The organism is Paenibacillus sp. J22P15 (assembly GCF_056269345.1).
The window spans coordinates 223,270-236,999 of record NZ_JBWDNT010000003.1; the positions used below are offsets into that span (position 1 = coordinate 223,270).

At 45.3% G+C, this 13,730-nt stretch carries 12 protein-coding genes, 1 pseudogene and 4 riboswitches; of the genes and pseudogenes, 11 read left to right on the top strand and 2 right to left on the bottom strand.

Annotated features, from left to right (window positions below):
- Positions 1 to 147: 147 nt before the first annotated feature.
- The 6 genes and pseudogenes from AC0YN6_RS09385 to metE form a co-directional block, all read left to right on the top strand.
- A pseudogene (locus tag AC0YN6_RS09385) lies at positions 148 to 252 on the top strand (HIT family hydrolase); the annotation flags it as partial.
- Positions 253 to 396: 144 nt separating this feature from the next.
- On the top strand, positions 397 to 1,005 hold the full coding sequence (locus AC0YN6_RS09390; RefSeq protein ID WP_475746505.1) for a TVP38/TMEM64 family protein: 609 nt from the start codon (positions 397 to 399) through the stop codon (positions 1,003 to 1,005).
- Positions 1,006 to 1,227: 222 nt separating this feature from the next.
- Positions 1,228 to 2,058 carry a 5-dehydro-4-deoxy-D-glucuronate isomerase gene (gene kduI / locus AC0YN6_RS09395; protein WP_475746506.1) on the top strand — a complete coding sequence of 277 codons (831 nt, stop codon included), beginning with the start codon at positions 1,228 to 1,230 and terminating at the stop codon, positions 2,056 to 2,058.
- Between the two features lie 25 nt (positions 2,059 to 2,083).
- Positions 2,084 to 2,878, top strand: a complete 795-nt coding sequence (locus AC0YN6_RS09400) for a DeoR/GlpR family DNA-binding transcription regulator (protein ID WP_475746507.1) — start codon at positions 2,084 to 2,086, stop codon at positions 2,876 to 2,878.
- Between the two features lie 4 nt (positions 2,879 to 2,882).
- The gene (gene kduD / locus AC0YN6_RS09405) at positions 2,883 to 3,638 is read left to right on the top strand and encodes a 2-dehydro-3-deoxy-D-gluconate 5-dehydrogenase KduD (RefSeq protein WP_475746508.1); all 756 of its coding nucleotides are present in this window, start codon (positions 2,883 to 2,885) and stop codon (positions 3,636 to 3,638) included.
- Between the two features lie 299 nt (positions 3,639 to 3,937).
- Positions 3,938 to 4,131: riboswitch (cobalamin riboswitch) on the top strand.
- Positions 4,132 to 4,280: 149 nt separating this feature from the next.
- Positions 4,281 to 6,587 carry a 5-methyltetrahydropteroyltriglutamate--homocysteine S-methyltransferase gene (gene metE / locus AC0YN6_RS09410; protein ID WP_475746509.1) on the top strand — a complete coding sequence of 769 codons (2,307 nt, stop codon included), beginning with the start codon at positions 4,281 to 4,283 and terminating at the stop codon, positions 6,585 to 6,587.
- A 67-nt stretch (positions 6,588 to 6,654) separates the two neighbouring features.
- Here the strand turns inward: metE and AC0YN6_RS09415 are convergent, their stop codons facing one another.
- Entirely contained in the window at positions 6,655 to 7,080 is a 426-nt protein-coding gene (locus AC0YN6_RS09415; RefSeq protein ID WP_475746510.1) for a hypothetical protein, read from the bottom strand.
- 5 nt (positions 7,081 to 7,085) lie between these two features.
- A riboswitch (cyclic di-AMP (ydaO/yuaA leader) is annotated at positions 7,086 to 7,247 on the bottom strand.
- A gap of 46 nt (positions 7,248 to 7,293) precedes the next feature.
- A complete protein-coding gene (locus AC0YN6_RS09420; RefSeq protein WP_475746511.1) occupies positions 7,294 to 7,722 on the bottom strand; it encodes a hypothetical protein in 429 nt (142 codons plus the stop codon).
- A gap of 439 nt (positions 7,723 to 8,161) precedes the next feature.
- Positions 8,162 to 8,359: riboswitch (cyclic di-AMP (ydaO/yuaA leader) on the top strand.
- A 91-nt stretch (positions 8,360 to 8,450) separates the two neighbouring features.
- Positions 8,451 to 8,620: riboswitch (cyclic di-AMP (ydaO/yuaA leader) on the top strand.
- 118 nt (positions 8,621 to 8,738) lie between these two features.
- Between AC0YN6_RS09420 and AC0YN6_RS09425 the strand changes: the two genes are divergently transcribed.
- The 5 genes from AC0YN6_RS09425 to kdpC all read left to right on the top strand — a co-directional run bounded on the left by AC0YN6_RS09425 (position 8,739) and on the right by kdpC (position 13,728).
- Positions 8,739 to 9,137, top strand: a complete 399-nt coding sequence (locus tag AC0YN6_RS09425; RefSeq protein WP_475746512.1) for a hypothetical protein — start codon at positions 8,739 to 8,741, stop codon at positions 9,135 to 9,137.
- A gap of 123 nt (positions 9,138 to 9,260) precedes the next feature.
- Positions 9,261 to 9,338 carry a potassium-transporting ATPase subunit F gene (locus AC0YN6_RS09430; RefSeq protein ID WP_475746853.1) on the top strand — a complete coding sequence of 26 codons (78 nt, stop codon included), beginning with the start codon at positions 9,261 to 9,263 and terminating at the stop codon, positions 9,336 to 9,338.
- An 18-nt stretch (positions 9,339 to 9,356) separates the two neighbouring features.
- The gene (kdpA, locus tag AC0YN6_RS09435; protein ID WP_475746513.1) at positions 9,357 to 11,036 is read left to right on the top strand and encodes a potassium-transporting ATPase subunit KdpA; all 1,680 of its coding nucleotides are present in this window, start codon (positions 9,357 to 9,359) and stop codon (positions 11,034 to 11,036) included.
- Positions 11,037 to 11,054: 18 nt separating this feature from the next.
- Positions 11,055 to 13,088 (top strand): potassium-transporting ATPase subunit KdpB, encoded by a 2,034-nt coding sequence (gene kdpB, locus AC0YN6_RS09440; protein ID WP_475746514.1) that lies wholly within the window; start codon positions 11,055 to 11,057, stop codon positions 13,086 to 13,088.
- Between the two features lie 31 nt (positions 13,089 to 13,119).
- Entirely contained in the window at positions 13,120 to 13,728 is a 609-nt protein-coding gene (kdpC, locus tag AC0YN6_RS09445) for a potassium-transporting ATPase subunit KdpC (RefSeq protein WP_475746515.1), read from the top strand.
- Positions 13,729 to 13,730 lie beyond the last annotated feature (2 nt).

Consider the following 13,730-nt stretch of genomic DNA (forward strand, 5'->3'; position numbering starts at 1 on the left):
TTAGCCTGAAATCCGACTACCAAGCTGAAAATGGTGATTTCTACTGCATAAACTGCAACGTAGCTGCGGGAGCTGCTTCTGAATGAGAATTCTATTGCACAAAGTGCAATGTAGGCGGAGATAGCGGAGTACTGGCAGTTTATCAATATGCGAGTGTCTGAAGATTTTTATTGTGATGAAGTATTGAGCGGTCGAACTTCTGTACAGAAGGTAATCGAGACGGAGAATGTACTTGCCTATCACCATGCTAGGTCAAAAAGGTCGCCGCTCAAGTACAATCCGAATATGGTGCATGCAGGACTGAACATTGGTTATCGCTAAATCGACACAATGCTTGGGGCGTATTCCCCTTCAACAATGATAAGCTAGTTTCAACTACTATTCAGGAGTACACTCATGCTCAAAAAAATAGGCTTAGCCGCTATATATGGCATTATTGCTTTTCTCATTTATCATTACGGTGATGAAATACTGACTTGGTTCCAGCAAGCTGACAATATCCCGCTGGTCGCCTTAATGGCGACACTGGTAGCGCTATTTCCAGTCATCCCATATCCCGTTATCGGAGGACTCATCGGTGCTGCACTTGGTCCTGTGTTAGGCGCGGCAGTTACATGGACAGGCTCAGCGACAGCTTCGATCGTTATGTTTCTGTTTATCAGATATGGCTATCAGGAATGGGGGATGAAGATTCTCTACCGTTATCAAAGCATCGGCAAGTTGACAGCGATGTTTGAACGGAATGCGTTCCTAACGATTATGTTCGCTCGCCTTATACCGTTCATTCCTTCCATAGCGGTCAATATGTATTCGGCATTAAGCCGAGTGTCCTTTACCGTTTATGCTTTAGCCTCATCAATCGGCAAAATCCCGGCGATGCTATTGTTCGCCATAATAGGTGATTCTCTCATGACCGACCCGAGAAATTTATTAGTCACGATTGGGGTATACGGACTGTTTTTGATGTTGTCCATTTATGTGTATCGCCGCTGGAAGCTCCAATAGATGACACTGAAATCATGAACGACCTCTTCGCAGATGATGCGTATTGAGGTCTTTTTTTTATACTGATCATCTCTCAAACGATAAATGTATGAAAAGATAATGTTTAAAATGTACTGTTTATGTTCGTAAATGTGTGATATTATAAAAACGAACATTAACAAACATAAGCGTAAGCCCGCGAGGCATGTTTTACGCTAAAAAAACTTAGGAGGCTTTTAACCAATGGAAGTACGCCATACTACAAACCCTACCGATGTAAAGCAATATGATACGGAACGTCTACGCAGTGAGTTTTTGATTGAGAGTCTGTTTGAGCAGGATCAAATCAAAATGACATATACGCATTATGACCGCATGATCGTTGGCGGAGCAGTGCCTGTAAACGAAGCTATTCTGCTTGAGGATGCAGCAACACTGAAAACAGAATATTTCTTGGAGCGCCGTGAAGTCGGTTTCTTGAACATTGGCGGACCTGCGTCCATTTCCGTGGATGGCGAGGTATATGAGCTAAGCAAGCTTGAAGTGCTTTATGTTGGTAAAGGTAAACGTGAAGTTTTGTTGTCAAGCGTTGATAAAGCGAACCCTGCTAAGCTGTATTTCTGTTCCGCACTTGCGCATAAAGAAATCGCTACACGCAAAATGACGGTGGAGGAAGCGAATCCGTCCCATCTTGGCTCACAAGAAACTTCAAATGAGCGCGTACTTTACAAATATATTCATGCAGATGGCATTCAAAGCTGCCAGTTGATGCTTGGTGTAACTAGCTTGAAAACAGGAAGCGTTTGGAATACGATGCCTTCGCACGTGCATGATCGCCGCATGGAAGCATACTTGTACTTCGATATGAATGACGATGCTCGTGTATTCCATATGATGGGCGAGCCGTCACAGACGAGACATCTTGTTGTTGCTAACGAGCAAGCAATCATCTCGCCGCCATGGTCGATCCACTCCGGTGTTGGAACTAGCAATTATACATTCTGCTGGTCGATGGCTGGCGAGAACTATACATTTACAGACATGGACGCAGTACCTGCAAGCGAGCTAAAATAGAAATATTCGCTACAGGAGGTGCACTATGCTGGCTGCCGAACGGCATCGTAAGATTATAGATAAATTGGAGCAGCTTGGAGCTGTTAAGGTATCAGAGCTAAGCGAGCTGTTCCAGGTAACAGAGAAAACGGTTCGCGAGGACCTTGAGAAGCTTGAAGAGAAGGGATTGCTCAAACGGACCCATGGCGGGGCTGTGCTTGAGCAGGAAGGCGAGGATAGTCTCTACCCGCTGCAATTCCCGAATAGCAAGCATCAAAGGGAGAAGTCGGCAATTGCTGCTTTAGCGCTCTCCTGTATCGAGCCTAATGATATTATTGCGCTTGATGCGGGAAGCACAACGCTGGAGATGGCAAAGCGTCTGCCTAATATGCCTGTTACAGTGCTCACAAATGATTTGCTTATCATCCGTGAACTAACCGCTAAGGATCAAGTCAGGCTCGTTATTCCCGGAGGCTATCGACATAATAATTTATTGATTGGCGCGGAATCGCAGGATTGGATTAAACGTTTGAATGTCCATAAGCTGTTTCTTTCCACAACCGGCATTCATCTGGAATATGGACTTACTATATTTACAGAGGAATTGGCGAAGTTGAAAAAGCTTTATATGGATAATGCCAAGATCGTGTACTGTTTAGCTGATCATAACAAATTCGATAAGGGAGCACTAATTACGTTCGCCGAGTTGAATGAAGTTGATTATATCATTACAGACGATGGCATTGATTCAGACATAGCGGCAAAGTATGAGTCACTAAATATTAAGATGATGAAAGCGGCGCTTACTGATAGCGGAAAGCGTCCAAGAGGGAGGACTTGAACCAATGGGTTTGTTTGATTTGACAGGAAAAACGGCTGTCGTTACAGGCGCAGGACGCGGACTTGGAGAAGCGATTGCGCTTGGACTAGCTGAGGCGGGTGCCGATGTGGCGCTTGTTACGAACCAAACACCTGCTGACAAAACAGCAGCAGCGGTAAGAGCGCTCGGACGTAAAGCCATTACGATTCAGGCGGATATTTCTGACCGAACGAAGCTTGCAGGTATCATTGAGCGCACAGTAGATGAACTGGGACGCATCGATATATTGGTTAACAACGCTGGTATTATTCGTCGTACACCAGCAGCTGAGCACAGCTATGAGGACTGGCAGGCTGTACTTGACGTTAACTTAAATTCGGTATTTCTTCTGTCCCAGCTTGCTGGAAAACATATGATCGAGCAGGGCTCCGGCAAAATTATTAATATTGCATCCATGCTTACTTTCCAAGGTGGAATTAACGTTCCTGGCTATACATCCAGCAAACATGCGGTTGCAGGGCTTACTAAAGCGTTAGCTAGCGAGTGGGCTGGCAAAGGTTTGCAAGTGAACGCGATTGCTCCAGGCTATATGAGTACAGATAATACAGAAGCGCTTCGCGAGGATCCAGTACGCAGTGCTCAAATATTGCAGCGCATCCCGGCAGGACGCTGGGGAACGTCGGAGGATCTCATTGGTCCGGCAGTATTCTTGGCATCTTCAGCCTCCGATTATATGAATGGCCACATTATGGCTGTAGACGGCGGCTGGTTGGTTAGGTAAGCTCAGCACCAACATCGAAAGAGCTTTTCCTTCGTAGTATAAGTTGCGATGGGAGAGCTCTTTTTTTATATGAGGTAGATTTTATTTGTCCGTAATTGTATAATACAGTTTCTACATCCGTTTAGTCTGAATTGTGTCGAGACTAGTAGATTAGTAGTATTATTACATGCTAAAAGCGGTTGTGGAGTTATATAAGATTTTCTGTTCGTTTGCATAAGAAACATTTTTATGCACAGTATTGTATATTTATTAGTTAGAGTGTATAGTTATTCGTATTGCTAGAAAAAAGCGATCAATAACTGAAATAAGTGGAAATAGGTGCTCTTGCCCCAAAGCTTGAGCTTAAAAGGGAAGTCCGGTGTAACACCGGCGCGGTCCCGCCACTGTAACAGAGGAGTCTAAGCGTGAATGCCACTGATCTTAACCGATTGGGAAGGTAAGCTTACGATGATGATACTGGAGCCAGGAGACCTGCCTATTTGAACGACACTGCTTTTACCTACGGGAGATAGGGAGGTGTTAAAGACAGGACCGCTGTTTAATTAAACGACGGGCGTCTTTACCTTTGCTACTTTAAGGTAATGACGCCCTTTTTGCGCATTCATTTCATTTTTATTACATTTATTAGGAGGAATTATAGACATGAGTAAACTACAAAACAGTGTATTGGGATATCCGCGTATCGGGGAAAATCGGGAATGGAAAAAAGCACTCGAAGCTTTTTGGAAAGGTGATTTGGAAGAAGCAGTATTTCTAAAAACGCTCGAAGGTATTCGGCTGAATAATCTGAAGCTGCAAAAGGATAAAGGGATATCGATTATTCCTGTTAATGATTTTACGTTATATGATCAAATGCTGGATACTTCGGCGATGTTTGGCCTCGTTCCAGACCGCTTTGACTATAAAGGCGGACCTGTTCCAGTAAAGACCTACTATGCAATGGCTAGAGGCACACAGGAAGCACAGGCTTGTGAAATGACAAAATGGTTCAATACAAACTATCACTATATCGTTCCTGAGCTTGCTGGCGCTGCTCCGGTCTTAACAGAGAACCGTCCGCTGCTTGCATACCGTGAAGCAAAAGAAAAACTAGGTATTGAAGGGAAACCGGTTATTATTGGGCCATACACATTCCTCAAGCTCTCGAAGGGCTATGACGCTAAGCATCTTCCGCAGCTGGTTGAGCAGTTTGTACCGTTGTATGCACAGATTCTTAAGGAGCTTGAGCAAGAAGGCGTACAGTGGGTGCAAATCGACGAGCCAATCCTTGTTACTTCCGTAACGGAGGATGAGATTAAATTGATACAATCGATTTATGCCAAGCTGAATGAAGCTGCGCCAACACTTAACATTTTGCTTCAAACGTATTTCGAAGCGGTAGAGCATTATGAAGCTGTAGTCGCGCTTCCAGTACAGGCGATCGGGTTGGATTTCGTACACGGGTTAGAAAACAACCTGAAATCACTTGAGCAATTCGGTTTCCCGCAGGATAAGCTTGCCGGTATCGGACTTGTAGACGGCCGCAACATTTGGCGCTCGGACTACAAACAAAAGCTTGCGCTGTTGCAAAAAATTACTGCAGTTATTCCCGCGGATCGTATTATCGTTCAGTCATCGAGCAGTCTGCTGCACGTACCTGTAACGGCAAAAAATGAAACAAATCTGCCAGCTGAGCTGCGTGATGCGCTGGCATTCGCAGAAGAGAAGCTGGATGAGATCGTATGGCTGAGCGAAGCAGCGGATGCAGCTGATTCTGAAACAGCACAATTACGCGCACAGGAGCTCAAGCTAAACGGCGAGCAAATTTATAATCTATCTGTTTCTCCTGCCCGCAATCGTCAAGCGGCAGATGCAGCAGCAGTTGCTGCTCATCCGTCAACGAGACAAAAGCCATTTGCTGAAAGGCAGAAGCTGCAGCAGCAAAAGTGGAATTTGCCATTTCTTCCGACAACGACAATCGGCAGCTTCCCGCAAACTCTTGATGTACGTCAAGCAAGACAGAATTGGAGAAAGAACGAGCTGAGCTCACAGGACTATGCTTCCTTCATCAACGAAAAAATTAAAAACTGGATTGAAATTCAAGAGGAGCTTAACATAGACGTACTCGTTCACGGCGAGTTTGAGCGTACGGACATGGTTGAATTTTTTGGTGAAAAATTAGATGGTTTCGCATTTACGCGCAATGGCTGGGTACAATCATACGGCTCCCGCTGCGTGAAGCCGCCAGTCATTTATGGTGACGTCGTATTTACCGAGCCAATGACAGTAACAGAAAGCGTGTATGCACAGTCGCTGACGAATCGTCCGGTAAAGGGCATGCTGACTGGTCCGATTACGATTCTGAACTGGTCGTTCCCCCGCAACGATATTACACGGGAGCAAGTTGCTTACCAAATCGCACTTGCACTGTCAGAGGAAGTAAAAGCTCTTGAGACAGCGGGTATCGAAATGATTCAGGTAGATGAGCCGGCTTTGCGCGAAGGCTTGCCGCTTAAGCGCAGTGATTGGGATGCTTATTTGAAATGGGGAGTTCACGCATTCCGTCTGTCGACTTCAGATGTGCGTGACACGACACAAATTCATACGCATATGTGTTATTGTGAATTCCACGATATTATCGACTCTATTCTTGCGCTGGATGCTGACGTTATTTCAATTGAAACATCCCGCAGTCATGGAGAGTTGATTCACAGCTTCGAGGAGAACACATACGATCAAGGTATCGGCCTAGGCGTTTACGACATTCATAGCCCGCGTGTGCCATCTGTGGAAGAAATGGTTAGCATGATCGAGCGTGCCATTAAGGTGCTTGATCCTACTCTATTCTGGATAAACCCGGATTGCGGCTTGAAGACACGTGGAATGGAAGAAACGGTTGCTTCACTTCGCAACATGATGCTGGCAACGTACCAAGTAAGAGAACAAAGAGCGGCATTAGCAACGGTGTAAGATAACAGTAAGACAGTCCAGAACGAGGGTATTTGTTCTGGACTGTCTTTTTGTATTAGGTACACATTTAATCCAAAGAGATGTAAGAGACAGAACGTTGACGCAAAACAGATTCTTCATGGTCGCTGCTGTACGGGGATGAATCTGCGGATTGTGCTAGGACATGGTTAATGGCGGTGACGAATAAGTCGAGGGCGCGCCCATCCTGATCCGATTTGTCATATTGATATTGTTGAAGAGGCGGGAGAGGAATGCTGCCGATAAAGGCTTGAAGCAGATCGCTCCATCTTTCCAAGTCAATTACTTCTTCCTGATCGCTGGCAAATAGCTCACTCCAGCCGAAGCCTTGATTGCTTGTTAGACGAAGACATACGCGATGGCCTGTGGAATCGACGGCAAGAGCAGGTATGACGAATAGCTCGATTCGTGTCACGGATAAATAGTGGGTCTGCTCTGTAAAAAGATGCAGATAGCGTGCATAATTTGTCAACATTAATAGATCTCTCCTTTATTCGCTTACGAGGTTAGCTGTCGGATTCGGGCTAGAGAGAATGCCCTACCAGGGTTACAAATCCCTGGATTCACCCCTTGCGAATCGATGACTATCGATCGCGATGGTTCCCCCGCTTTTTCATTCGAAAAATTCAGCGTGAATAGTGTACCCTTAATTATACCCATTAACTACTTATCTGTAAATCTTATGGCTTCAAAATAGTGAGATGTACGAGATAGCTTGTTTAAATAAAGTATCCTCTTCAAGGTCATATTGGCTGTTGGGATAAGAATAATGATTACTTTCCATATGCAAAGCCGCTGCTGCAAACAAATGATAAATACGCTCATCCTTCAGCATGGGATCAGCTGTAAACACAAATGAAGCCGTGAGGTGAAAGGTGCCGATGTATCTAAGCAGCATACTGCTCCATCTAATCCAGTCACCTGGCTTATCAGATTTGTTAATAAATAACTCGCTCCACCCATGACCCTGCGCTGTCGAAAGTCGCAGACAAACACGATAGCCATTCCATTCAGGCATGGAATAAGGAATCACAAACATTTGAATTCGTTTAATTTCAATAAGAGCTGCGGAATGGTTATCCAAGCTGAGTAAGGGCACTTCAAGTGGCGTGGACATCAATGAGATCTCTCCTCAATTTGCATCATTCAAAGGTAATAGTCAGCCATATTGGCTTGCCGTCTATAGTAAGCCTGAAACGCATAATTGTAAAACTGTGGTATATCGTGAAAAGGCAACCATTGGTCATATTAAATGGAATCTATTCGTTATGTCAGTAAAAAAGGGTTAATTCTTTGAAATTCTCGTTCATGCTCTTTGATTCTAGGTTTTGGAGAAATCTGATTATTCACGCATGAAAACGTTGGGATGAGGGATAACGCTATTTTTGAAAATAAGAGTAAAACAGAGAGATAGTGAGAAATCAAGAGATCGAAATGAATGTAAGCGTTGCGAATCGCTCTGCAAGTCTGAAATTGTCTAAATTAGCCAGTGGACTGCCTTTACAGTACTTATAGCGAGGAGTAATATTCGATACAGGATTTATAAATAAGTTTCGATTTACTGATCGCTGAGTTTCCGTGAAAGCGGAAGCGGGGGAACCAATAATGACGCGATGCGCATGTTCGATGTGAGAGTCGGACAAACGCAAAGCAGGGGTGAATCTTTGACAGGTGCCATGGATACCGGTAAAGTAGGGCGACTCTCACCGCCCGAATCCGACAGCTAACCTCGTAAGCGTGGAACGAGAGAGGAATGATGAAGCTTGTGATCGATTAACTTCGACCGCAGAGTGTCATAGGCCTCTGCGGTTTTGTGCTGCCCGAAAAAGGGGCGGCTGCTATAAATGTTTCATCACGCTGAGTCCTGCAGCAGCAGGAACGGGGGAACCAACGAACGATTCGTGTGCAAACACGCTTCGCTTCATGGGGTGAATCGCTTGTTATTTAACAAGCGTAGGGCAACTCTCAAGGCCCGAATCCGACAGCTAACCTCGTAAGCGCACTCGAGAGAGGCAACAGCCATCGTGCTTCCTGCGGCTTATTCAGCTGCGGGCAAAGAAGCCGCGGGAAAAGTTCCTCTTATCCCAAGGCTTCTTTTTTGTTGCCTTTTTTACCATATGGAGGAGAAGCAGGTTGCAAGAAGATCATATTATCGTTGCAGGGCTGAGCGAGGCTAGCCACTCATTTATACGAACTTTACAGTTCCATCAACTAAATTTTATAGTGCTGACAAATAGCAAGCAGGAGGATAAACAGCTCCGCAAGCGAGGTATCAACAATGTCATGTATGTAAATACGAATGATCGCCAAAGCTGGAATACTCCTTTTCTGAACATCCGTGAGGTATTCATATTCGAAAGCAGCTTGGCGCTTAGCTGCCGCTTTGTACAGTGCTGCAGAGCGTGGACTTCAAAGTCGATTTACGTCATCACTCAGCAGTGGAATCCGCGAGCTATTTATAAAGGACTCGGAGCGGACCATATCGTTTTCTCTCATACCGGTGAAGTCGGTTTTCTATTAAGCAACAAATAATGCAGGAGGGATTTACATGCAGGATTTTTATATGATCGGTGCGCTGCTAGCATGCTTCGGATTATTTTACGGGTTTTTAACTTGGTGCAGCAACGTTATTGAGCAAACAGGGGGCGAGGGCGAATGACTATCATAGCGATAGCGGCCATATTTGTTTTCGTTTATTTAATTTATGCCTTAATTCATCCGGAGAAGTTTTAATAAAGGGGGATTTACAAGATGGATATTTTACAATTGCTTATCGTCATTGCAGTTCTTGTGCTGCTAGTAAAGCCGCTTGGTACTTATGTCTATCATGTATTCTCGAATGAACACAATCGGTTAGACAAAGTATTTGGCGGACCGGAGCGGGTCATCTTCAGTCTAATCGGACTTAAGAAACGAGAAGGTATGAGTTGGAAAATATATGCGCTCAGCTTTGTCGCAACCAATCTTATTTTAGTCGCCTTCAGTTATCTCATTCTGCGCTTGCAAAACGCGCTTCCATTTAATCCGAACGGTATGGCGGGCATGGAGCCGACGCTCACCTTCAACACGATCATCAGCTTTATGACGAATACGAACCTGCAGCATTACAGCGGGGAAAGCGCCTTATCTTATTTCTCGCAAATGGCTGTCATTATGATGATGATGTTCACATCTGCGGCGACTGGCTTCTCGGTTGCGATCGCATTTGTTCGCGGGATGACGAGTAAAGGGACTACGATCGGAAATTTCTTCGAAGATTTTGTCAAAGCACACACGAGGATATTCCTTCCACTATCCTTCATTATTACGCTTGTGCTTGTCGCGCTTCAAGTACCCCAAACGCTTGATCCGACATTCACAGTTAAGACGCTTGAGGGAGCCGTGCAGCAAATAGCCATTGGTCCTGTCGCTTCGCTCGAATCGATTAAACATTTGGGGACAAATGGCGGCGGATTTTTTGGAGTCAACTCTGCTCACCCATTTGAAAATCCGAATCCATTAACGAATGTCATTCAAATCTTGTCCATGTGGGCGCTTCCGGCGTCGCTGCCGTATGTATTTGGTCTGTTCGCCAAAAACAAAAAGCAAGGCTGGGTAGTATTCTCAGCGATGATGATTCTGTTTCTCGTCTTTCTTAGCCTTGCTTACGCGTCCGAGAAAACAGGTAATCCAGCAATGAACGCATTAGGCATCGATGCTTCGCAAGGAAGCATGGAGGGGAAGGAAGTAAGATTCGGTATTGCACAATCGGCTCTGTTTACAACGGTGACGGCTGCAGCAACGACGGGTACTGTCAACAATATGCATGACACCCTAACACCGCTAGGCGGATTGGTTCCGCTTGCTGAAATGATGCTGAATGTCGTCTTTGGAGGCAAGGGTGTAGGGCTTATCAATATGCTTATGTACGCCATTCTAGCTGTGTTTATATGCGGATTGATGGTTGGACGAACGCCAGAGTTTCTTGGACGAAAAGTAGAGCCGCGTGAAATGAAACTCATTGCAATAGCGATATTGGTTCATCCCTTCATTATATTGGTGCCCACCGCCATCGCATTAATGTCGGATTTGGGTACGGCAGCGATAACAAACGCTGGCTTTCATGGAATAAGCCAAGTGCTGTATGAATACACGTCCTCGGCGGCGAATAATGGTTCCGGTTTTGAGGGATTAGGCGACAATACACCTTTCTGGAATATAAGCACTGGACTTGTCATGCTGATCGGTCGCTATATATCCATGATTGCTATGCTGGCGGTTGCAGGTTCTCTTGTACGTAAGCAGCCTGTCCCGGAAACGATCGGTACGTTCCGTACGGATAATGGACTTTTCACAGGATTACTAATCGGAACTGTTCTATTGATTGGTGCTTTAACCTTTTTGCCGGTCATCGTGCTTGGGCCGGTTGCAGAATATTTGACACTCCGCTAACGGATGAGGTGAATGATAATGAATAGAAATAAGACGAATAAGCTGCTGTCGGCAGATGCGGTTAAACGTGCCGTAATCGATAGCTTTGTTAAATTAAATCCAGTAGTGATGATGAAAAACCCTGTCATGTTTGTTGTTGAGGTTGGTACGGTTATCGTACTGCTAATGACTATATTTCCACAATACTTTCATTCACAAGAGCGCATAGGTTTTAATATTACCGTATTTTTCATCTTGCTCTTTACGCTGTTATTCGCAAACTTTGCTGAAGCGATAGCTGAGGGCCGGGGCAAGGCGCAAGCGAACTCACTCAAAAAATCAAAGCAAGAGATGAGTGCGAATAAGCTGGTCGGCAGCAACATTGTAGTCGTATCATCAACAGAGCTTCGTAAAGGAGATATCTTCGTCGTCTCACAAGGCGAAATGATTCCAGGCGATGGCGAGGTTATTGAAGGACTTGCTTCAGTAGATGAATCAGCCATTACGGGCGAATCAGCACCGGTCATTAAAGAAGCAGGGGGAGATTTCAGCTCTGTAACAGGCGGCACAAGGGTTGTGAGCGATCAAATTAAGGTGCGCATGACAAGCGATCCCGGAGAGTCATTCATTGATCGGATGATTGCACTCGTTGAAGGTGCCAAGCGTCAAAAAACACCTAATGAAATCGCGCTGAACACACTATTGACGAGTTTAACCATTATATTTTTGATCGTTGTTGTGACTCTGGCTCCTATCGCTAACTATTTGGATATCAAATTAGAAATTCCGGTATTAATCGCATTGCTTGTATGTCTGATACCGACGACCATCGGCGGTCTGTTATCGGCAATCGGTATTGCTGGAATGGACAGAGTTACGCAGTTTAACGTACTGGCCATGTCAGGTAAGGCTGTTGAGGCAGCGGGCGACATTAACACGATGATTTTGGATAAAACGGGTACGATTACGTTCGGCAATCGAATGGCCAATGAGCTTGTTCCAGTTGGGGGCAGCAACATTCAAACGTTATCGGGATGGGCGGCAATTAGCTCGCTCAAGGATGAGACGCCTGAAGGAAGATCTGTGCTTGAATGGATGAAGAAGCAAGGATTAAGCTATGATGCAGCAATTGCCGAAGGCGGCGAGTTCATTGAATTTAAGGCTGAGACGAGAATGAGCGGTATTGATCTTGCGAATGGCAGCCGTGTTCGTAAGGGTTCAGTCGATGCGGTGCGCAAGTGGGTAGTCGCGCAGGGAGGAATGATCCCGTCCGATTTAGAAAAAATATCAAATACGATTTCTACATTAGGGGGAACACCGCTAGCGGTAGCTGTCGATAACGTAATCTTTGGTGTGATCTATTTGAAGGACACTGTGAAGCCAGGTATGAAGGAAAGATTCGAGCAGCTGCGCGAGATGGGAATCAAAACGATTATGTGTACTGGGGATAATCCACTCACGGCAGCAACGATTGCACATGAGGCAGGTGTCGATGATTTTATCGCGGAGAGTAAGCCGGAGGATAAAATAGCGGTAATACGCCGTGAACAGGCCGAAGGCAAAATGGTTGCTATGACAGGCGATGGCACGAACGATGCTCCTGCACTTGCACAAGCGGATGTTGGGCTTGCGATGAACAGCGGGACGATTGCCGCTAAGGAAGCAGCAAATATGGTGGACCTTGACTCTGATCCGTCCAAAATTATTGAGGTAATCGCAATCGGCAAGCAGCTGCTTATGACAAGAGGCGCGTTGACCACGTTTAGTATTGCTAACGATATTGCTAAATATTTTGCCATCATTCCAGCTATGTTCATGCTTGCGATTCCAGAGATGGGCGTGCTTAATATTATGAATTTAGGCTCCCCGATGTCTGCGATTTTGTCGGCGCTTATCTTTAATGCAATTATTATTCCGCTGCTCATCCCGCTTGCTATTAAAGGTGTAGCGTACAAACCGATGAGTGGTGCCAAATTACTAAGCCGCAACGTGTTCATTTATGGACTAGGCGGAGTCATCGTTCCTTTCGCAGGTATTAAGCTAATCGACCTTGCCGTGCATTTATGGATTTAATATGACTAATGATGAAGGAAGGCATACCTATATGAACGAACATACAAAAAAAGCTTCAGTATTCCAGCTATCTTCTTTATTCATACCTTTACGAATAAGCTTATTGTTTATGATCATCTGCGGCATTATTTACCCGCTTGTAAGCACGGGAGCTGCCCAGCTGCTGTTCCCAAAGCAAGCAAATGGAAGCTTGATCAAGGATAGCTCGGGTGAGGTTATCGGTTCAGAGTTAATTGGTCAAAGCTTTACTGATCCAAAATGGTTTCAGGGCCGTGTGTCGAGCATTGAATATAATGCAGCTGGTTCTGGCTCCAACAACTTTGGACCATCCAATCCGGCATTAATAGAAAGAACGAAGGCTTCCATTGAGGCTTGGAGAGTGCAAAACCCTGATGTGCCAGTGTCGCAGCTGCCAATCGCTTTAATTACAAACTCTGGCTCCGGTCTTGATCCGCATATCACACCACAATCGGCTGCAGTGCAAATCGCAAGAATTAGCAAGCTGTCCGGCATATCGACTGCAGAGCTCGAGCAATTGGTGAAAGCAAATACGGAAGGCCGCGATTTAGGCGTTTTCGGTGACGAACGGCTCAATGTATTGAAGCTGAATATCGCATTGTCAAAAATGTTGGGGGAATAGCC